The sequence below is a fragment of the Streptomyces sp. NPDC046122 genome (genome assembly GCF_056429965.1).
The window spans coordinates 1,091,227-1,110,460 of the sequence record NZ_JBWKLQ010000001.1 but is presented as its reverse complement, the minus strand read 5'-3'; the positions used below and the strand labels follow the sequence as shown (position 1 = coordinate 1,110,460).

General features: G+C 72.5%; 19 protein-coding genes. 8 read left to right on the top strand and 11 right to left on the bottom strand.

Features of this window, described 5'->3' with window-relative positions; all coding sequences use genetic code 11:
- Positions 1–113 precede the first annotated feature (113 nt).
- Positions 114–494, top strand: a complete 381-nt coding sequence (locus tag AC07FK_RS04765) for a hypothetical protein (RefSeq protein ID WP_479102493.1) — start codon at positions 114–116, stop codon at positions 492–494.
- Positions 495–691: 197 nt separating this feature from the next.
- Here AC07FK_RS04765 and AC07FK_RS04760 read toward each other — a convergent pair whose 3' ends face one another.
- From AC07FK_RS04760 to AC07FK_RS04750, 3 genes are all read right to left on the bottom strand, one after another.
- Positions 692–1,456, bottom strand: coding sequence for an SDR family NAD(P)-dependent oxidoreductase (locus tag AC07FK_RS04760; protein ID WP_479102491.1), 765 nt, complete (start codon positions 1,454–1,456; stop codon positions 692–694).
- Positions 1,457–1,513: 57 nt separating this feature from the next.
- Positions 1,514–2,311, bottom strand: coding sequence for an Fpg/Nei family DNA glycosylase (locus tag AC07FK_RS04755; RefSeq protein WP_479102490.1), 798 nt, complete (start codon positions 2,309–2,311; stop codon positions 1,514–1,516).
- Between the two features lie 77 nt (positions 2,312–2,388).
- Complete coding sequence (locus AC07FK_RS04750) at positions 2,389–7,023, bottom strand: ATP-dependent helicase (RefSeq protein ID WP_479102488.1); 4,635 nt, start codon at positions 7,021–7,023, stop codon at positions 2,389–2,391.
- Positions 7,024–7,113: 90 nt separating this feature from the next.
- Between AC07FK_RS04750 and AC07FK_RS04745 the strand changes: the two genes are divergently transcribed.
- Genes AC07FK_RS04745 through AC07FK_RS04735 form a run of 3 tightly spaced genes read left to right on the top strand, consistent with a single transcriptional unit; the run spans position 7,114 to position 9,047 of the window.
- Positions 7,114–7,983: an AraC family transcriptional regulator gene (locus AC07FK_RS04745; protein WP_479102486.1), complete on the top strand. Its 870-nt coding sequence runs from the start codon at positions 7,114–7,116 to the stop codon at positions 7,981–7,983.
- A 9-nt stretch (positions 7,984–7,992) separates the two neighbouring features.
- Positions 7,993–8,742 (top strand): AzlC family ABC transporter permease, encoded by a 750-nt coding sequence (locus tag AC07FK_RS04740; protein WP_479102484.1) that lies wholly within the window; start codon positions 7,993–7,995, stop codon positions 8,740–8,742.
- A complete protein-coding gene (locus AC07FK_RS04735) occupies positions 8,739–9,047 on the top strand; it encodes an AzlD domain-containing protein (RefSeq protein ID WP_479102482.1) in 309 nt (102 codons plus the stop codon). Before AC07FK_RS04740 ends, AC07FK_RS04735 begins: the two co-directional genes overlap by 4 nt.
- 52 nt (positions 9,048–9,099) lie before the next feature.
- Here the strand turns inward: AC07FK_RS04735 and AC07FK_RS04730 are convergent, their stop codons facing one another.
- Positions 9,100–10,014 carry a hypothetical protein gene (locus tag AC07FK_RS04730; protein WP_479102481.1) on the bottom strand — a complete coding sequence of 305 codons (915 nt, stop codon included), beginning with the start codon at positions 10,012–10,014 and terminating at the stop codon, positions 9,100–9,102.
- 79 nt (positions 10,015–10,093) lie between these two features.
- Between AC07FK_RS04730 and AC07FK_RS04725 the strand changes: the two genes are divergently transcribed.
- The 4 genes from AC07FK_RS04725 to recX all read left to right on the top strand — a co-directional run bounded on the left by AC07FK_RS04725 (position 10,094) and on the right by recX (position 13,564).
- A complete protein-coding gene (locus tag AC07FK_RS04725; RefSeq protein WP_479102480.1) occupies positions 10,094–10,288 on the top strand; it encodes a DUF3046 domain-containing protein in 195 nt (64 codons plus the stop codon).
- Between the two features lie 58 nt (positions 10,289–10,346).
- Positions 10,347–11,639 carry an AI-2E family transporter gene (locus AC07FK_RS04720; RefSeq protein WP_479102479.1) on the top strand — a complete coding sequence of 431 codons (1,293 nt, stop codon included), beginning with the start codon at positions 10,347–10,349 and terminating at the stop codon, positions 11,637–11,639.
- 182 nt (positions 11,640–11,821) lie between these two features.
- Positions 11,822–12,958, top strand: a complete 1,137-nt coding sequence (recA, locus tag AC07FK_RS04715; protein WP_479102596.1) for a recombinase RecA — start codon at positions 11,822–11,824, stop codon at positions 12,956–12,958.
- A 3-nt stretch (positions 12,959–12,961) separates the two neighbouring features.
- Positions 12,962–13,564, top strand: a complete 603-nt coding sequence (gene recX / locus AC07FK_RS04710) for a recombination regulator RecX (RefSeq protein WP_479102477.1) — start codon at positions 12,962–12,964, stop codon at positions 13,562–13,564.
- Between the two features lie 161 nt (positions 13,565–13,725).
- Here recX and AC07FK_RS04705 read toward each other — a convergent pair whose 3' ends face one another.
- From AC07FK_RS04705 to AC07FK_RS04675, 7 genes are all read right to left on the bottom strand, one after another.
- Positions 13,726–14,115: a rhodanese-like domain-containing protein gene (locus tag AC07FK_RS04705; RefSeq protein ID WP_479102476.1), complete on the bottom strand. Its 390-nt coding sequence runs from the start codon at positions 14,113–14,115 to the stop codon at positions 13,726–13,728.
- Entirely contained in the window at positions 14,112–14,657 is a 546-nt protein-coding gene (locus tag AC07FK_RS04700) for a cupin domain-containing protein (protein WP_479102474.1), read from the bottom strand. Before AC07FK_RS04700 ends, AC07FK_RS04705 begins: the two co-directional genes overlap by 4 nt.
- Positions 14,658–14,736: 79 nt before the next feature.
- On the bottom strand, positions 14,737–14,808 hold the full coding sequence (locus AC07FK_RS04695) for a putative leader peptide (RefSeq protein ID WP_309544753.1): 72 nt from the start codon (positions 14,806–14,808) through the stop codon (positions 14,737–14,739).
- A 47-nt stretch (positions 14,809–14,855) separates the two neighbouring features.
- Entirely contained in the window at positions 14,856–16,553 is a 1,698-nt protein-coding gene (locus AC07FK_RS04690) for an FAD-dependent monooxygenase (protein ID WP_479102472.1), read from the bottom strand.
- Between the two features lie 143 nt (positions 16,554–16,696).
- Positions 16,697–17,605, bottom strand: coding sequence for an amino acid ABC transporter permease (locus AC07FK_RS04685; protein WP_479102470.1), 909 nt, complete (start codon positions 17,603–17,605; stop codon positions 16,697–16,699).
- Positions 17,602–18,267 carry an amino acid ABC transporter permease gene (locus AC07FK_RS04680; protein ID WP_479102469.1) on the bottom strand — a complete coding sequence of 222 codons (666 nt, stop codon included), beginning with the start codon at positions 18,265–18,267 and terminating at the stop codon, positions 17,602–17,604. The genes AC07FK_RS04685 and AC07FK_RS04680 overlap by 4 nt, the downstream gene beginning before the upstream one ends.
- A 75-nt stretch (positions 18,268–18,342) precedes the next feature.
- Entirely contained in the window at positions 18,343–19,179 is an 837-nt protein-coding gene (locus AC07FK_RS04675; protein ID WP_479102467.1) for a glutamate ABC transporter substrate-binding protein, read from the bottom strand.
- Positions 19,180–19,234: the final 55 nt, after the last annotated feature.

The window sequence follows — 19,234 nt, the reverse complement described above, 5'->3', positions numbered from 1 at the left end:
GGGCGCGGGCGCGTGCGGTGTCCGGTGCGGGCGGGTGCGCCGGGGCGCGTGCTTCCGGTGCGCCCTCCCGTCGTGTGTGGGGGCCCGTCTAGCGTCGGTCGGAGGAGGCAGCCATGGCGTGGCGTGACTTCCGGGGACGCCGGGCGGTCCTGGTGCCCGCGCTGGTGCTCGGCGCGGTGTGGTGGTGCGCCGTGCTGCGACTGGTGCTGGCGCCGGAGCGGACGGGGGTGGTGGAGGGCGCGGTGGCGGCGGGCGGCTGGGGGCTGAGCCTGCTGCCGGTTCACGCGGTGTCGGCGGCCGCGGCGGGGGTGGACGCGAGGCGCCGGCGTGGGAACCGGCGTACGCCGGGGGTGGGGGCGCACACCGCCTCCCGGCTCGCGCGGGCGCTGGGACGTGGGGGCGTCCGGGCGCTGCGGCGGGGGGCCGCGGGGGCGGGGCGGGGGGGCGCCGGGGTGTGGCGGCGTGGTGGCCGGGGGAGGGGGCGCGACGGGTAGGGGTGCCGGTCGCGCTTCCCGGGGCGGGTGCGTTGGGGGCGGGCTCCGTCGGGGTGTGTGGGGGTGGCGCGGGGGGTGTGGGGGTGGCGTGCGGGGTTTCGAGGGCATTGCCGCGTCGCCGTGGGGGTGCGGCGCAGGGTTCCGGAAGCCGCCCGCCGCCGGCCGTTCGTGTGCCGTGGTCCCGGCGGCGGACCGGGCTACCAGGGCATCAGTACGCCGCCGTTCGGGCGGAGGATCTGGCCCGTCGTGAAGGCGGAGGCGTCGGATGCCAGGTGGAGTACGGCGTGTGCGATGTCCTCGGGCTCGCCCACGCGGCCCAGTGGAGACGCGCCGGCCATGGCGGCCTCGGCGCGGTGCTGGAGCGCGGCGTCGTGGCGGTCGGTCATGGGAGTCCGGATCCAGCCGGGCGCCACGGCGTTCACGCGGATGGAGTGCGGTCCCAGTTCGGTGGCGAGCGTCCTCGTGAGCTGCACGACGGCGGCCTTGGCGGCGCTGTAGCAGAGCAGGCCGGCGTGGGCCGCGTCCACCGCACCCGACGCCATGGTGACGATGCTGCCGGGGCGCCTGGCGGCGATCATGGCACGGGCCGCCTCCTGGCAGGCGTACAGCACACCCTTGAAGTTGATCGCCAGGACGCGGTCGAGGTCCTCGTCCAGGGTCTCCAGGACGGTGCTGTGGTGCATGACGCCGGCGACGGCCGCGAGGATGTCGACGCGGCCGGCTGTCGCGACCGCCTCCGCGAGGCGGGCCCTGTCGGTGACGTCCAGCCCGTGCGGGTGGGCCGCGCCGCCCGCCTCGGCGATCAGGGTGGTGGTCTCGTGAAGGCCGTTCTCGTCGCGGTCCGCGCAGTGCACGGTGGCGCCGGCTTCGGCCAGCAGGAGCGCGCTCGCCCGCCCGATGCCGCTCGCGGCTCCGGTGACGAGTGCGGTGCGGCCGGTGAGGTCGTACGCCGTAAGGGGCATGCGGGGACCGTACGACCGAAACTGACGGACCGTCAACTGCTCTGGGGGCGACCGCGGTCAGGGCGTCGGGCCCGACTGGCAGCGGGGGCACCAGTAGGTGGGGCGCAGGCGGCCGGCTTCGCCCTGCTCGGCGTGTCGGATGGTGGCGCCGCAGCGCAGGCAGGGGCGGCCGGCGCGGCCGTACACGTACACGAGGGGAGTGGGGGCGCGTTCGCGGAGTGTGGTGCGGCGGCGGGGGCGGTCGCGGTTGGCCTCCAGGATGCGTTTGGCGGCAGCGACCAGGCGCTCGGGGGCGGGAAGTTCACCGAGGGGCAGCCAGGGGGTGACGCGGGCGAAGAAGCACAGCTCGGACTTGTAGACGTTTCCGATGCCGGCGAGATTGCGCTGGTCGAGGAGGGCTTCGCCGAGGGGGCGGTCGGGGGCGGCCAGGAGCCGGCGGAGCGCTTCGTCGAGGTCCCAGTCCGGGCCGAGGAGGTCGGGGCCGAGGTGGCCGACGGCCTCGGCCTCGTCCTGGGTGCGCAGGAGTTCGAGCACGGGGAGGCGGTAGCCCACCGCGGTGCGCTCTTCGGTGCCGAGGACGGCGCGGATCTGGTGGTCGGGGCCGCCGCGCCATCGTTCCCCGGGGGCGTAGATCTTCCAGGCGCCGTCCATGCCGAGGTGGGAGTGGAGCGTGAGGCCGCCCTCGACGCGGGCGAGGAGGTGTTTGCCGCGGGGGGTGACCTCCAAAACGGTGCGGTCGGTCAGGTCGGACGTGGCGAAACGGGGCACGCGGAGGTCGGCGCGGGTGAGGCGGTGCCCGGCCAGGGCGGTGTGCAGGCGCTGGGCGGCCTGCCAGACGGTGTCTCCTTCGGGCATGGGTCCATGATGCGGTGGGTGGGGCGGGGCGCGGTACTTCGGCCGCCTCCCGCGTCGCGGGAGTGGGCGGGCCGGCGTCAGGGGCGGAGGCGGAGTCCTCGGGGCGTGGGGTGGAAGCCTGCCGCTTCCAGGGTCTTGCCCAGGGGTGACGTCAGGGCGGGAACGCCGTTGGTGCGCTCCACCGTGACCGTGCCCAGGGAGCCCTGCCGGGCGGCCGCGGCCAGGGCTTCGGCCGCCGCGGTGAGGCGGGGGTCGGACGCCGACGGGTCGTCCGGGCCGGTGGGCCAGCCCAGCAGCGTCTTGCCGCCACGCTCCATGTAGAGCGCCAGTTCGCCGTCGACGAGGACGACCAGGGCTCCGGCCTTGCGGCCGGGTTTGTGGCCCGCGCCGGACGGCGGATCCGGCCAGGGCAGAGCCGCGCCGTACGCGTTGGCCGGGTCGGCGGCCGCGAGGACCACCGCCCGGTGCGGGGAATCGCCCTCCGCGCGCTCGCGTGCGGTGGCCGCCGCGCGCAGGCGGTCGACCGCGCCGTCCATCGCGAACTGGGCGGCGCCCAGGCCCTCCACGACGTAACCCCGCCGCGCCTGGCCGCTGTCCTCGAACGCGGCGAGGATGCGGTACGTCGCCGAGAAACCGCCCTCGACCCCTTCGGCGGCGACCGCGCCGCGTGTCACCACGCCGTGCCGGTCGAGCAGGGTGCGGGCGAGCGCGTGGGCGCGGTGGGTGGGATCCGGTTCCTGGGCGGGAAGCAGGGACCAGCGGCCGGAGACCGTGGGCGGGCCGGTGCGGGAGGCGGTGCGGGCGGCCGCGCTGAGCGTGCCGTAACGGCCGCGCGGGACCGTGCGTTTCGCGCGGTGGGCGGTGGAGCCCGCCGTACGGCCCGAGCCCAGGAGGGAGCGCAGGGGAGCGAGGGTGTCGTTTGTCAGACGGCCGGACCAGGCCAGGTCCCACAGGGCGTCGGCCAGTTGGGGGTCGGTGCAGTCGGGGTGGGTCGTGGCGCGGACCTGGTCGGCGATCTGACGGAAGAAGAGGCCGTACCCGCCGGAGAGGGTGGTGAGGACCGACTCGTGCAGCGCGGTGAGTTCGAGCGGGTGCGGCGGCGGGAGCAGCAGGGGCGCCGCGTCGGCGAGGTACAGGGACACCCAGCCGTCCTTGCCCGGCAGGGCGCCCGACCCCGCCCAGAGGATCTCGCCCGTGGTGGTCAGCTCGTCGAGCATGGCGGGGGAGTACCCCGCGACGCGGGACGGGAGGACCAGCTTCTCCAGCGCGGACGCGGGGACGGACGCGCCCTGCAACTGCTCGACGGCGCGGACCAGTCCGTCGATGCCGCGCAGGCTGCTGCTGCCCAGGTGCTGCCACTGGGGGAGGAACGTGGCGAGCGCGGCGGGCGGGACAGGTTCCAGCTCCTGGCGCAGGGCCGCGAGGGACCGGCGACGCAGGCGGCGCAGCACCGTCGCGTCGCACCATTCCTGGCCGATGCCCGCGGGGTGGAACTCGCCCTGGACGACGCGGCCGCTCGCCGTGAGGCGTTGCAGCGCGCCGTCCGTGACCGCGGCCCCCAGACCGAACCGGGCGGCGGCCGCGGCCGACGTGAACGGCCCGTGCGTACGGGCGAAACGGGCCAGGATGTCCCCGAGCGGGTCCTTGACGGGCTCCGTGAACGCTTCCGGCACGCCCACCGGAAGCGCGGTGCCCAGTGCGTCGCGCAGCCGGCCCGCGTCCTCGACCGCCGCCCAGTGGTCGGCGCCCCCGATGCGGACCCGGATGGCCCGGCGGGCAGTCGACAGTGTCTCGGCCCACCCCGGCTCGGCGCCCCGCGCCGCCAGTTCGGCGTCGGTGAGCGGGCCCAGGACCCGCAGGAGATCGGCGACGCCCTCGCTGTCCTTGACCCGGCGGTCCTCGGTCAGCCACTGCAGTTCCTGCTCCAGCTCGGTCAGGACCTCGGCGTCGAGCAGCTCGCGCAGCTCCGCCTGACCGAGCAGCTCGGCCAGCAGTCGGGAGTCCAGGGAGAGCGCGGCGGCGCGCCGTTCGGCGAGGGGCGAGTCGCCCTCGTACAGGAACTGGGCGACGTAGCCGAAGAGGAGCGAGCGGGCGAACGGGGACGGCTCGGGCGTGGTCACCTCGACGAGCCGGACGCGCCGGGATTCGATGTCGCCCATGAGCTCGGTGAGGCCCGGTACGTCGAAGACGTCCTGGAGGCACTCCCGCACGGCTTCCAGCACGATGGGGAACGAGCCGAACTCGGAGGCGACCTGGAGCAGCTGGGACGCGCGCTGGCGCTGCTGCCACAACGGGGTGCGCTTGCCCGGGCTGCGGCGCGGCAGCAGGAGCGCACGGGCGGCGCACTCGCGGAACCGGGCGGCGAACAGCGCCGAGCCGCCGACCTGGTCGGTGACGATCTGATGGATCTCGCCCTTGTCGAACGCCACGTCGGCGGCGCCCAGCGGGGCCTGGTCGCTGTCGAACTCCGTGCTCTGCCGGACCGGCTCTTCGTCGAGGAGGTCCAGGCCCATGAGGTCGGCGTCGGGCAGACGCAGCACGATGCCGTCGTCGGCGTGCATGACCTGGGCGTCCATGCCGTACCGCTCCGTCAGGCGGGTGCCGAGCGCCAGCGCCCAGGGGGCGTGCACCTGGGCGCCGAACGGGGAATGGACGACGACCCGCCAGTCGCCCAGCTCGTCGCGGAACCGCTCCACGACGATGGTGCGGTCGTCCGGCACGTGACCGGCGGCGCGGCGCTGCTCGTCGAGGTACGACAGGACGTTCTCGGCGGCCCAGGCGTCCAGGCCGGCCGCGGTCAGCCGCAGCCGGGCGTCGTCGGGGGCGAGGGAGCCGACCTCGCGGACGAACGCTCCCAGGGCGCGGCCCAGTTCGAGGGGACGGCCGAGCTGGTCGCCCTTCCAGAAGGGCAGCCGTCCCGGCACGCCGGGGGCGGGAGAGACCAGCACCCGGTCGCGCGTGATGTCCTCGATGCGCCACGAGGTGGTGCCGAGGGTGAAGACGTCGCCCACCCGGGACTCGTAGACCATCTCCTCGTCGAGCTCGCCCACACGGCCGCCGCCCCGCTTCGGGTCGGCTCCGGCCAGGAAGACCCCGAAGAGCCCGCGGTCGGGGATGGTGCCGCCGGAGGTGACGGCGAGGCGCTGCGCCCCCGGCCGGCCCGTGACCGTACCGGCGATGCGGTCCCAGACGACGCGGGGACGCAGCTCGGCGAAGGCGTCGGACGGATAGCGGCCTGCCAGCATGTCGAGCACGGCGGTGAAGGCGGATTCGGGGAGCGAGGCGAAGGGGGCCGCCCGGCGGACCACGGCCAGCAGGTCGTCCGCCTGCCAGGTGTCGAGCGCGACCATGGCGACGAGCTGCTGCGCCAGTACGTCGAGCGGGTTCGCGGGAACGCGCAGGGCCTCGATGGAACCGCTGCGCATGCGCTCGGTGACGACGGCCGACTGGACCAGGTCGCCCCGGTACTTCGGGAAGACCACACCGGTCGAGACCGCGCCGACCTGGTGGCCCGCGCGCCCGACGCGCTGGAGGCCGGAGGCGACGGACGGCGGTGACTCGACCTGGACGACGAGATCCACCGCTCCCATGTCGATGCCGAGCTCCAGACTGGAGGTGGCGACGACGGCAGGCAGCCGGCCCGCCTTGAGGTCCTCCTCGACCTGCGCGCGCTGCTCCTTGGACACCGAACCGTGGTGCGCCCGGGCGAGCAGCGGCGGGGCTCCCCTGGCCGCACCCGCCTCCGCCATGATCTCGGCGGGGGAGTGGTCGTCCGGGAGGGGCTCGCCGGTGGCCCGTTCGTACGCGATCTCGTTGAGCCGGTTGCACAGGCGCTCGGCGAGACGGCGGGAGTTGACGAAGACGATCGTCGAGCGGTGGGCCTGCACGAGGTCGGCGATGCGCTCCTCCACGTGCGGCCAGATGGACGGCTTGTCGCCCGCGTCGTCTCCCTTGGCGGGGGCGCCGCCCAGTTCACCGAGATCCTCCACGGGGACGACCACCGACAGGTCGAACTCCTTGCCCGAGGGCGGCTGGACGATCACCGCCTGCCGCTGCGGCGACAGGAAGCGGGCGACCTCGTCCACCGGCCGGACCGTCGCCGAGAGACCGATCCGGCGGGCAGGCCGCGGCAGCAGCTCGTCGAGCCTCTCCAACGACACGGCGAGGTGAGCGCCGCGCTTGGTCCCGGCGACGGCGTGCACCTCGTCCAGGATCACCGTCTCGATCCCGGCCAGGGCGTCCCGGGCGGCGGACGTGAGCATCAGGAACAGCGACTCGGGCGTGGTGATGAGGATGTCCGGCGGCTTCGTCGCCAGAGACCGCCGCTCGGCGGCGGGAGTGTCGCCGGAACGGATGCCGACGCGCACGTCCGGCTCGGGAAGGCCCAGGCGTACGGCCTCCTGACGGATGCCGGTGAGCGGGCTGCGGAGGTTGCGCTCGACGTCGACCGCGAGGGCTTTGAGCGGCGACACGTACAGCACCCGGCACCGCTTCCTCGGGTCCGCGGGCGGCGGCTCGGACGCCAGGCCGTCGAGCGCGGCGAGAAAAGCGGCCAGAGTCTTGCCGGACCCGGTCGGGGCCACGACCAGCACGTCCGAACCCTCGGAGATGGCCTGCCAGGCGCCTTCCTGCGCGGCGGTGGGCGCGCTGAAGGCCCCGGCGAACCAGCCCCGGGTCGCGGGCGAGAACGAGTCGAGCGCAGTCCTGGACATGTCCCCCATCGTGCACCCGACCACTGACAACGGGTGTCCAGGACATGGACGCGCAGGTCAGCGGCGCGCGGACGGGCGCAGAATGGCTGTATGGCGACGACGGAGCCACGCGACGCGGACGAGTGGGCGCGCCACTGGCAGTACCCGGGAGTCCCCGGCCTCGACCTGCTGCGGGCCCGCTACGTGCGCCACTCCTTCGCCCGGCACAGCCACGAGGGATTCGTCCTCGGCGCGGTCTTCCGGGGCATCGAGGACGTGGTGATGCCGGAAGGAACGATCAGGGCCCGCCCCGGCACCGTCGTCATGATCAACCCGGAGGTGCCGCACTCCGCGCACGCCGGCGTGCCCGAGGGATGGTCGTACGCCACCCTCTACCCCTCGGCGGAGGTGGTCGCCGGCATCGCCGACGAGACGACGAGCCTGCGCGGCACGGCCGGCTTCGCCGAGACCATCGTCGAGGACGCCCACACCGCGCGGATCATCCGCGCCGTGCACAGAGCGGCCGAGGAGGGCAACGCCCTCGCCGCCGACAGCCTGCTGCGCATCGCCGTCGCCGGGCTGCTGCGCCGGCACGGCCGGACGCTTCCTGCGCGCACGCCGACCGCGGCCGGCGCCCGCACGGCGGCCCTGGCCAGGAACCTCCTGGAGGAGCGCATGGCACAGCCGCCCTCCCTGGAACAGCTCGCGAACGAACTCGGGACCGGACCGTTCGCCCTCCTGCGCGCGTTCAAGGCGGCGTACGGCATGCCGCCCCACACCTGGCTCACCAACGCGCGCGTGCGCAGCGCCCGGCGGCTCCTGGAGGACGGCACCGCCCCCGCCGACGCGGCCGCAGCCGTCGGCTTCAGCGACCAGCCGCATCTGAACCGGCACTTCACCCGCATCGTCGGGGTGCCGCCCGGCGCCTACCAGCGGGAACGCGCAAGAACGTACAAGACCGGCCGCCGCGGCCCGTCGTAGTGTCCCGGCGTGGCAGAACAGACATCACCCCCAGCGACACGCACACCGCCCCACACACCACCCGAGGGGAAGCCGGACAGCGCCGTCGTCCGTGACGCGCTCGGGGTGGGCGTCGCCGTCGGGCTGTCCGGTTTCGCCTTCGGCGTGACCTCGGCGGGATCGGGCCTCAGCCTGCTCCAGACCTGCGCGCTCAGCCTCCTCGTGTTCACCGGCGCCTCGCAGTTCGCCCTCGTGGGAGCACTCGCGGCGGGCGGCAATCCGTTCACCGCCGCCGCGGGCGCCTTCTTCCTCGGCGTACGCAACGCGTTCTACGGGCTGCGGCTGTCCCAGCTGCTCGCCCTGCCCCGCTTCGCACGTCCCTTCGCCGCGCACTGGGTGATCGACGAAACCACGGCCGTGACGCTCGCGCAGTCCTCGCGCCACAGCGCCCGGCTCGGCTTCACCGTCACGGGGCTGTCCCTGTACGTGCTGTGGAACCTCACCACCCTCGCCGGCGCACTGGGCGCCGAGGCCATCGGCGACACGGACGCGTGGGGCCTCGACGCGGCGAGCCCCGCCGTCTTCCTCGCGCTGCTCGCCCCCATGCTCCGTACCCGGACGGAACGCGCCGTCGCGGGCCTCGCGATGCTCCTGGCCCTCGGCTTCCTGCCCCTGCTCCCGGCGGGCGTACCGGTGCTCGTCGCCGCACTCGCCGCCCCGGCGCTGCTCTGCGTACAGGGCCACAGGGCCCGCCGCACCGCGAAGGAGAACGCCCGATGAGCGTCTGGATCGCGATCGCCGCCACCGCAGCCGGCTGCTACCTCGTCAAGCTGCTCGGGCTGCTGGTCCCCGCCGGCGCCCTGGAACGCCCGCTCGTGAAGCGCCTGGCCGCCCTGCTGCCGGTGGCCCTGCTGGCCGCGCTCACCGCCCAGCAGACCTTCAGCACCGGTCAGGAACTGGTACTCGACGCGCGGGGCGCGGGAGTCGCGGCGGCGGCGCTCGCGCTCGTCCTGCGCGCCCCCTTCCTCGTCGTGGTGGGCGCCGCCGTGGCCGTCACGGCGGGCGTACGGGCGATCGGCGGCTGAGGGCACGGCGCGCCCCCCGGCGCACTGGCGGGCGCCGACGCCCCGCCGGAGGTCAGCCGATGGCGCGCCCGTACGCCCGCAGCGTCAGGAGCGCGTCGATCGTCACGCCGGGACGCGCCTCCAGGGCCGTCCCCGGCGCCCACTCCCGCCAGCGGATCGGCCAGCCCCCGTCCTCCCGCTGCCCGGCGGCGAGGAAGTCCAGCGAGCGGCTCATCTCCTCGTCGGTGAACCAGCCACGGGCGAGCGACCCCGGCGTACGGGCGTAGTCGTACGCGAAGTGGTGCTCGCCCGGCGCGTACCCGTCGGCGACCGGCTGCTCCCCGGCCCGTTCCGGATCCAGGACCACGAGCCGCTGCTCGCGCACCAGCCGGCCGAGCCGGTCCGCGGCCGCCCGCGCACGCGTCCGGTCGGGCACGCCGTCCAGGAAGGCGAGCGCCGCCCGGATCTCGTACGGATGCGACTTCTCCAGCGCCTCGACCGCCGCCCAGCAGAAGTCGGTGGCTCTGAAGAGCCACGCGTGCCACACCTCGTTGCGGTGCAGGACCCCCACCACCGGGCCCGTCGCCAGGAGATCACTCGGAGGGTCGTCGACGACCGGGACGAACGGCGCGGCCGGATAACCGCGCAGCGAGGGGTGCACCGCGGGCAGCGCGCCCTCCTTCGTCGACACCTCGGACAGATAGCGGCACAGCCGCTCCACGCGCGGACCCTCGCAGCGACCGATCGAATCGAGGACGTGCAGCGCGTGAGCGACGTGCAGCGGCTGGCTCACGGGACCGCGCAGATCGGGCTCCAGGGCATAGCCGTAACCACCGTCCTCTCCCTGATAGGGGGCGAGGGCCGCTTCGACCGCGGCCGCCTCGCCGTCCATGAAGTGGTAGGCGAACCGCCGCTGTTCGAGGACACGGGCGGTCAGCCAGACGAAGTGCTCGGCGCGTGCGAGGGGGGATGCCCCAATTCCAGCCATGGAACGACCGTAGGGCGGAAAGCGCTGTCGGCAAGCTCCGCGGGCCGGGCTGCACTCTCAGGGGCGCGATACTGGAGTCATGCGGTTGACGATTTTCTGGGAGCGGATGGCGGAGCACTTCGGTGAGGCGTACGCCGACTCCTTCGCCCGCGACCATGTGATGGCCGAACTCGGCGGCCGTACGGTGCACCAGGCGCTGGACGCCGGCTGGGAGGCGAAGGCCGTGTGGCGGGCCGTCTGCGCCGCGATGGACGTCCCCGCGGACAAGCGCTGACGTGCGGGGCACACAGGGCGAGCGGCCGGATGTCCCGGGCATGGGACACACTGGCTCCGTGGCACCCACTGACCAGCCCGCCGGGCACGAAGACCCGCCGACCGCACCGCCGCCGGCGCCCCCTGGGCCGGCGGGGCCGAACAACGGCGGCCCGGCCCGCATGCCCCGGTGGCTGCCGCGTGCCATGGTGCTCGCGCTCGCGCTCTACGCGTGCTTCCAGCTGGGCAATTGGGCGTTCCACCAGCTCGTCGGCCTGCTGCTCAACATCCTGATCGCGTTCTTCCTCGCCCTCGCCATCGAACCGGCCGTCGGCCGGATGGCGGCCCGCGGCATGCGGCGCGGTCTCGCCACCTTCATCGTCTTCATCGGCGTCCTGGCCTTCGGCGTCGGCTTCGTCGTCCTGCTCGGGTCGATGCTGGCCGGCCAGATCATCGAGATGGTCGAGGACTTCCCCCAGTACCTCGACCAAGTGATCAACTGGATCAACCAGACGTTCCACACGGAACTCTCCCGCGTCGAGGTCCAGGACAGCGTCCTCAACTCCGACTGGCTGCGCAGGTACGTGCAGAACAGCGCGACCGGCGTGCTGGACGTCTCGGCGACCGTCCTCGGCGGGCTGTTCAAGCTCCTGACGATCTTCCTGTTCTCCTTCTACTTCGCTGCCGACGGGCCCCGGCTGCGGCGCGCCCTGTGCTCCGTACTGCCCCCTGCCCGCCAGGCGGAGGTGCTGCGCGCCTGGGAGATCGCGGTCGACAAGACCGGCGGCTACATCTACTCACGCGGCCTGATGGCGCTCATCTCCGGCGTCGCGCACTACATCCTGCTGCTGATCCTGGACGTGCCGTACGCGCCCGCCCTGGCGGTCTGGGTAGGGGTCATCTCGCAGTTCATCCCGACGATCGGCACCTACCTGGCCGGGGCGCTGCCGATGCTGATCGCCTTCACGGTCAACCCCTGGTACGCCCTGTGGGTACTCGGGTTCGTGGTGTTCTACCAGCAGTTCGAGAACTACGTGCTGCAACCCAAACTCACCTCGAAGACCGTCGACATCCACCCGGCGGTCGCCTTCGGCTCGGTCGTCGCGGGCACCGCGCTGATGGGAGCCGTCGGCGCGCTGATCGCGATCCCGGCCATCGCGACCCTGCAGGCCTTCCTCGGCGCGTACGTGAAGCGGTACGCCGTGACGGACGACCCGCGCGTCCACGGCAGGGGCCCGCGACGCCGGGGCACCCCGGCTCTGGTGCGCCTGCGCCGCGCGCTGCGGGAGGATCGCCGGCAGGGGGCGGACCCGGACCGGGCGTCGGGCCGGGCACCGGGCCGGGCGCCGTCCTCGGACGACGACGACGCCTGACCGGCGCAGCCCCCGTCGTCACGGGCGTGGCGCGCTTGACAGCAAAATCGAACATCCATTCTGATGGGGTTCTGGCCGTGGTGCTGCGGAGGGTTATCCACAGGTCAGAACGACGCCGGGGCGCGTTGTCAGTGGCAGGAGATAGCGTCTTTGACGTGAAGCGATCGACTCAAGCAAATCGGGTGGAACCCATGGCAGCAGGCACCGACCGCGAGAAGGCGCTCGACGCCGCGCTCGCGCAGATTGAACGGCAATTCGGCAAGGGCGCGGTCATGCGCCTCGGCGACCGGCCGAACGACCCCATCGAAGTCATCTCCACCGGGTCGACCGCCCTGGACATCGCCCTCGGCGTCGGCGGGCTGCCGCGTGGCCGCGTGGTGGAGGTGTACGGACCGGAGTCCTCCGGTAAGACGACGCTGACGCTGCACGCCGTGGCCAACGCGCAGAAGGCCGGCGGCACCGTCGCGTTCGTGGACGCGGAGCACGCGCTCGACCCCGAGTACGCCAAGGCGCTCGGCGTGGACACGGACAACCTGATCCTCTCCCAGCCGGACACCGGCGAGCAGGCGCTCGAGATCGTGGACATGCTGGTCCGCTCCGGCGCCATCGACCTCATCGTCATCGACTCCGTCGCGGCCCTCGTGCCGCGCGCGGAGATCGAGGGTGAGATGGGCGACTCGCACGTCGGTCTCCAGGCCCGGCTGATGAGCCAGGCGCTGCGCAAGATCACTGGTGCGCTGCACCAGTCCGGCACCACGGCGATCTTCATCAACCAGCTCCGCGAGAAGATCGGTGTGATGTTCGGCTCGCCGGAGACCACGACCGGTGGCCGCGCGCTGAAGTTCTACGCCTCGGTGCGGCTCGACATCCGGCGCATCGAGACGCTCAAGGACGGCACCGACGCGGTCGGCAACCGCACCCGCGTGAAGATCGTCAAGAACAAGGTCGCGCCCCCCTTCAAGCAGGCCGAGTTCGACATTCTTTACGGCCAGGGCATCAGCCGCGAGGGCGGTCTGATCGACATGGGCGTGGAGCACGGCTTCGTGCGCAAGGCAGGCGCCTGGTACACGTACGAGGGCGACCAGCTCGGCCAGGGCAAGGAGAACGCCCGCAACTTCCTGAAGGACAACCCCGATCTCGCCGACGAGATCGAGAAGAAGATCAAGGTGAAGCTGGGCGTCGGCGTCAGGCCGGCGGCTCCGGGCGCCGAGCCCGGCGCGGACGCGGCGGGCGGCGCTGCGGCTGCCGCCGACGCGAAGGCGGTCCCGGCTCCGGCGACCAAGGCCAAGACGGCCAAGCCCGCGGCAGCCAAGAGCTAGACCGTGACCCGGAGGACGGACTGGCCGGGAGACGCGAGCGAAGGCATGGACGCCGAGGACCGTGGCAGCCCCGTCCCGTCGAGGGCCGGGAAGGGGCTGCCGCCTCAGGACCCGGGTGAGCAGGCACGGGCGATCTGCCTGCGCCTGCTCACCGGGACCGCCCGCACCCGCAAGCAGCTGGCGGACGCCCTCCAGAAGCGGGGCATCCCCGATGACGTGTCGGACCAGGTGCTGTCCCGCTTCGAGGAGGTCGGGCTCATCGACGACGCGGCCTTCGCTGATGCCTGGGTGGAGTCCCGCCATCACGGGCGGGGCCTCGCCCGGCGGGCACTCGCCCGTGAGCTGCGCAACAAGGGCGTCGCACCCACTCTCATCGACGACGCCATGGGGCAGCTCGACTCCGACCAGGAGGAGGAGCGGGCCCGCGAGCTGGTGGACCGCAAGCTCCGCTCCACCCGCGGCCTGGAACGAGACCGCCGGCTGCGCCGCCTCGCCGGCATGCTGGCCCGCAAGGGGTACCCGGAGGGCATGGCCCTGCGGGTGGTCAGACGCGCCATCGAAGAAGAGGGCGAGAACACCGACGGCCTGGACTACGACCCGCTCTGAGCCGCGACGGCGCATCCCGTCCCGCGACAACGACGTGCATGCGGCAGCGAGGTGACTACTCCGCGGCATACGCGCGGGCGTGTGGGCGTGGGGGCATGGCGGCATGGGGCTCAGGACCCAGCAGCCGGGGCGCGCCGGACGCGCCCCGCACCGCGTGATCCTTACGGCTCCACCGGCAGCCCCGCCGCGCGCCACCCCTGGAAACCGCCGTCCAGGTCCGTCGCCCGGTGCAGCCCCAACTGCCGCAGCGAAGCGGCGGCGAGACTCGACGCGTACCCCTCGTTGCAGATCACCACGACCCGCAGGTCATGACTGGTGGCCTCGGCGGCCCGGTGGCTCCCCTGCGGATCGAGCCGCCACTCCAGCTCGTTGCGCTCCACCACGAGCGCCCCCGGAATCAGCCCGTCCCGCTCCCGCAGCGCGGCGTACCGGATGTCCACCAGCAGCGCCCCCGAGGCGGCGGCGTCGTACGCCTCCTGCGGCCCGACCCGGTCGAGCCCTTCGCGCACCCGCTCCAGCAGTTCGTCGATACCGATGCGTTCGCTGCTCACACCCACTCCCCGGGACGCTCGACGTGCTCCAGACGCAGCACCGCGCCCGTGCGGCTGTAGCGCCGCATCATCGGCAGCGGAGGGTAGTACGCGTGCACCGAGACGGCGTGCTCGTGCCGCGACTCGTTCAGCACCTGGTGCACATGGTGCGCGCCGAAGGCACGGCCCAGGCCGGCCGTCAGCTGCCGCTGCCGGTCGACCCCGTCGGCGAGTTCGAGGGTCTTCCAGCCCTCGGTGGGGATGCGCGCCGCGAGTGACTCCTCGCGCAGGGTGCCCGCCGCGGCGGCGAAGGCGCCGTGCGAGCCGCCGTGGTCGTGCCAGCCGGTGCCGGTGCCGGGCGGCCAGCCGATCAGCCACGCCTCGCTGCCGCCGGGCCCGTCCAGTCGTACCCAGGTACGGCCTTCCGGATCGAGCGGGAGGGAGGCCACCAGGGAGGCGTCGGCGGCGGTGCGGCGTACGAACGCGAGCAACTCCGCCGAAGAGGGGGCGGCGTCCCGGGGAGCGCTTTCGGGCGCGCCGGGGGAACGTACGGAAAGAGGCACAGGGACCGTCCTGAGGAAGTTCGCGAAAACGCGCGGCCGGAAGCACGGCACGGCACAGCGCGTGAGAAAGGAAGGCGAATCAGCAGGACGGGCGACACACGCAGCCCGCATAGCGGACGAGATCCATATGGACCCTCCGCCACAGGCGCACATCGGTGTCGGTCACGCTCCGGAGTACACCACGCACGCCCGCAGCGGTCAATTGATGTCCGCTGTACGGTCGCTGAGGCCGGCCCGAGCGGCCCCGTCGGGCTCGTCCGGTCCTTCGTCGGCGGCGGACTCCACCGGATCCTCCGCTTCCCCGGAGCGCTGCGGACCCGGCCCCGCCTGCGCCGACGCCGGCGGGCCTCCGCGCGCGGCATCGGCCGCCGCGTACAGCTCGGCCGGCCGCACGCCCTGGAACGCCGCGACCAGGTGCCCGTCGGGCCGCACCAGTAGCACGGTGTGCGCCGACGCCCCCGGGTAGCCCTCCGTGACCAGCAGCTCGGCCCGCACCGGCAGCGCCGTCACCGCCGCGGCCAGTCGCGGCATCACTCCCGCCGTCATCCAGTGCCGCCGGTCCCACACACCGGTCCCCGGCGCGACCAGCACCACCAGTTGCCGCCCCCGCCCCAGCCGCTCCCGCAGCCGCACCGCCGAACCGTCGGGCGCCGTCACCCGTACGTCGGCGACCGGCCCGCCCAGGGGCGTGCCGACCAGCGTCTGCGCCTCGCTCTCCGGGGGCGCGAGCGGAGAGTGCGCGTACGCGGGGCGCGCGCCCAGAGCTCCGCGCCCCAGGTGCGCGTCCGCGAGCAGGGTGTCGTGCCCCCGCGTCGTACCGGGCAGGTACGTCCGCAGCCCGTTGCCGCGCAGGATCGGCAGGGCCTGGTCGGCGGCGCGCAGACGTGCGGCCACGGCCGTGCGCCGCTCGGCCTGGTAACTGTCGAGCAACGTCTGCGACGCCCCCAGATGCCACGCCTGTGCCAGCTTCCAGGCCAGGTTGTCGACGTCCCGCAGCCCCTCGTCCAGACCCTGCGTCCCGAGGGCCCCGAGCAGGTGGGCGGCGTCCCCGGCGAGGAACGCCCGTCCCACCCGCCACTTGCGGGCCAGCCGGTGGTGCAGCGTGTAGACGCCGGTGTCGATCAGTTCGTACGGAGGCGTGTCGCCGCACCACCCGGCCAGCGTGTCCCGCACGCGCCCGACCAGTGCCTCCGGCGTGACGAGCTCACCGCGCGGCGGCAGCAGCCAGTCGAGCCGCCACACTCCGTCCCGCAGCGGGCGGGCGGTCACCTCCTGCCCGCCCGTGCGCCACGGCGGCATGCGGTGCAGCAGCGCCTCTCCGTCCCAGGGCAGTTCCGTGCGCAGCGCGGCGACGGCGTGCCTCTCGACCGCCGTACGTCCGGGGAAGCGGATGTCGAGGAGCTTGCGCACGGTCGACCTCGCCCCGTCGCACCCCACCAGGAAACTGCCCCGCCACCAGGTGGCGCCGGGCTCCCGGGTGTGCGCGGTGACGCCGCTGTCGTCCATCTCGACGGTGTCGAGGCGCCCGTGCGGCACGACGCGCACCAGCTCGTGCGCGGTGACGGCGTCCCGCAGACCGCGGGTCAGATCGTGCTGCGGCAGGTGCACGGGGGACGGCAGTTCGCCGTCGTCCCCGAAACGAATCTCCCTGACGTCCTGATTGCGCCGCATCGACCGCCAGCCGGTCCAGCGCGTGCCCTCGTCACGGACTGTCGTGCATCCGAGCCGCTCGACGAGTTCCGCCGTGTCCGCCCGCAGGAGCGCCGTCCGCGCCGTCCGCGGCTCGTCCTTGCCCGGCCCCTCGTCCAGTACGACGGCGGGCACACCGTGGCCGGCGAGCGCCAGCGAGAGGGCCAGCCCGACCGGACCCGCCCCAACGACGATCACCGGGTCCACGGCGCGTCCCCTCCAGCCCGTACGGACATGTGGGAAGTGGCAGATGGAACCCGGTGCACGATCACAGAACGTATGCAACCCACTGCGGGTGCTTGCGTCAAGTGACAGAGGCAGCGGCGCGGTGGCCGCTGCCTCACAATTCGTCAGTTCTGCTTGCCGCCTGGGCCGTCCGGCCCTGCGGACTCCCCGGGAGTGGAGAGTGCGGCACCCGCGTCCGCTGCGACCACGGCGCCGGTGGACTTCTTGCCACGCCGCAGGCGGGCTTCCAGCCGGCTGGCGAAAGTGGTCAGTGCGTAGTTGATGGCGATGTAGATCAGCGCGACGACGATGAAGGACGCGAAGATGTTCCCGTTGAAGCCACTCATCGTGCTGATGGTCGACATCAGTTCGGCGTAGGTCAGCACCGCGCCGCCCAGAGCGGTGTCCTTCACGATCACGACGAGCTGACTGACGATCGCCGGCAGCATCACGGTGACCGACTGCGGCAGCAGCACGGACCGCATGGTCTGGCCCTTGCGCAGACCGATGGCCATGGCGGCCTCGGACTGTCCCTTGGGGAGCGACAGGATGCCGGCCCGGACGATCTCGGCGAGCACCGAGGCGTTGTAGAGGACCAGGCCCGTGACCACGGCGTAGAGGGGCCGGTTGTCGGAGCTGATACCACTGAATCCGGCATACACCGCGTTGGCGAACAGCATCAGGATCAGCACGGGAATGGCGCGGAAGAACTCCACGATCGTGCCTGCCACGCCCCGGACCAGCTTGTGGTCGGAGAGCCGTGCGATGCCCAGGATCGCGCCGAGGGGCAGCGCGATGACCATGGCCAGCGCCGCGGCGAGGAGCGTGTTCTTGAGACCCGGCCAGATGTACGTCGTCCACGTACGCCCGTCGGTGAAGGGCTGCCACTTCTCCCAGTCGAGCTGGTCCTTCTCGGCCAGGCCGCCGATCATCCACCACAGCACCAGAGCGGTGACAGCGAGGAACAGTGCCGAGTACAGGAGGTTCCGTCGCTTGGCGCGCGGTCCCTGGGCGTCGTACAGAAGGGAGCTCATCGCTTCACCGCCACCTTCTTGCTCACCCAGCCGAGGAGCAGGCCGGTCGGGAGGGTGAGGCAGACGAATCCGAACGCGAAGACGGCGCCGATCAGAAGGGTCTGTGCCTCGTTCTCGATCATTTCCTTCATCAGGAAGGCCGCCTCCGCGACACCGATGGCCGCGGCCACGGTCGTGTTCTTCGTCAACGCGATCAATACGTTGGCGAGCGGCGCCACGACCGCGCGGAAGGCCTGCGGCAGGATGATCAGCGTCAGTACCTGCGTGAAGCGCAGGCCGAGCGCGCGCGCTGCCTCCGCCTGACCGACGGGCACCGTGTTGATACCGGACCGCAGCGCCTCACAGACGAAGGCGGACGTGTAGGCGACCAGTCCGAGAACGGCGAGGCGGAAGTTGATGCTGACGAACTCGTCGGCGCCGAGGGTGACGCCCATCGTCTGGTTGAGGCCCAGCGAGGTGAAGACGATGATGATGGTCAGGGGGATGTTCCGCACGAAGTTCACGTACGCGGAGCCGAAACCACGCATCAGGGGGATCGGGCCGACTCGCATTCCTGCGAGCACGGTTCCCCATATGAGGGAGCCGAGGGCCGAGAGGACGGTGAGTTGCACCGTCACCCAGAAGGCCCCCAAGAGGTCATAACCTTCAAGAAAGTCGAACACGATCTCCCGCGCTTCCGCGTGTGTGGAGGGCGCGGCGCGCCGCCCCGGAGGGCGGCGCGCCGATCAGTCCCTGCTTCACTTGACGATGTTGCCGATCTTCGGGGCGGGCTCGTTCTTGTAGCCGGCCGGGCCGAAGTTCTTCTCGACCGCCTTGTCCCAGGACTTGTCCTCGACCATCTTGGTCAGGGCGTCGTTGATCTTCTTCTTGAGGTCGGCGTCGCCCTTCTTGAGGCCGATGCCGTAGTTCTCGTTGGTCATCTTCAGACCGGCGAGCTTGAACTTGCCCTGGAAGTTCTTCTGCGCGGCGTAACCGGCGAGGATCGAGTCGTCGGTCGTCAGCGCGTCGATCGCCTTGCTCTGGAGGCCGTTGAGGCACTGCGAGTACGTGGTGTACTGCTGAAGCTGGGCCTTGGGAGCGAGCTTGTCCTTGACGTTCTGCGCCGACGTGGAGCCGGTCACCGAACACAGCTTCTTCTTGTTCAGGTCATCGGCGGACTTGATGGAGCTGTCGTCGGACCGGACAAGGATGTCCTGGTGCGCGAGCAGGTACGGACCGGCGAAGTCGACCTTCTTGGCACGCTCGTCGTTGATCGAGTAGGAGGCAGCGATGAACTTCACGTCACCGCGGGAGAGCATGAGCTCGCGGTCGGCGCTCTTCGCTTCCTTCCACTCGATGTCGCTCTCCTTGTAGCCGAGCTCCTTCGCGATGTACGTGGCGACGTCGACGTCGAAGCCGACGTACTTGCCGTCCGGCGTCTTCTGACCGATGCCCGGCTGGTCGAACTTGATGCCGATGGTGATCTTCTTGCCGCCGGCGCCCTTGTCGTCCTTGTCGCCGGAGCCACAGGCGGTCGCGGTGAGGGAGAGCGCGAGTACGACGGCGGCCGCCGCAGTGACCTTACGAACCTGCATGGTGAACATCCTTTGTGTCAGCAGAAGAGAGAACGACGCGTGGGAAGTACCGCGC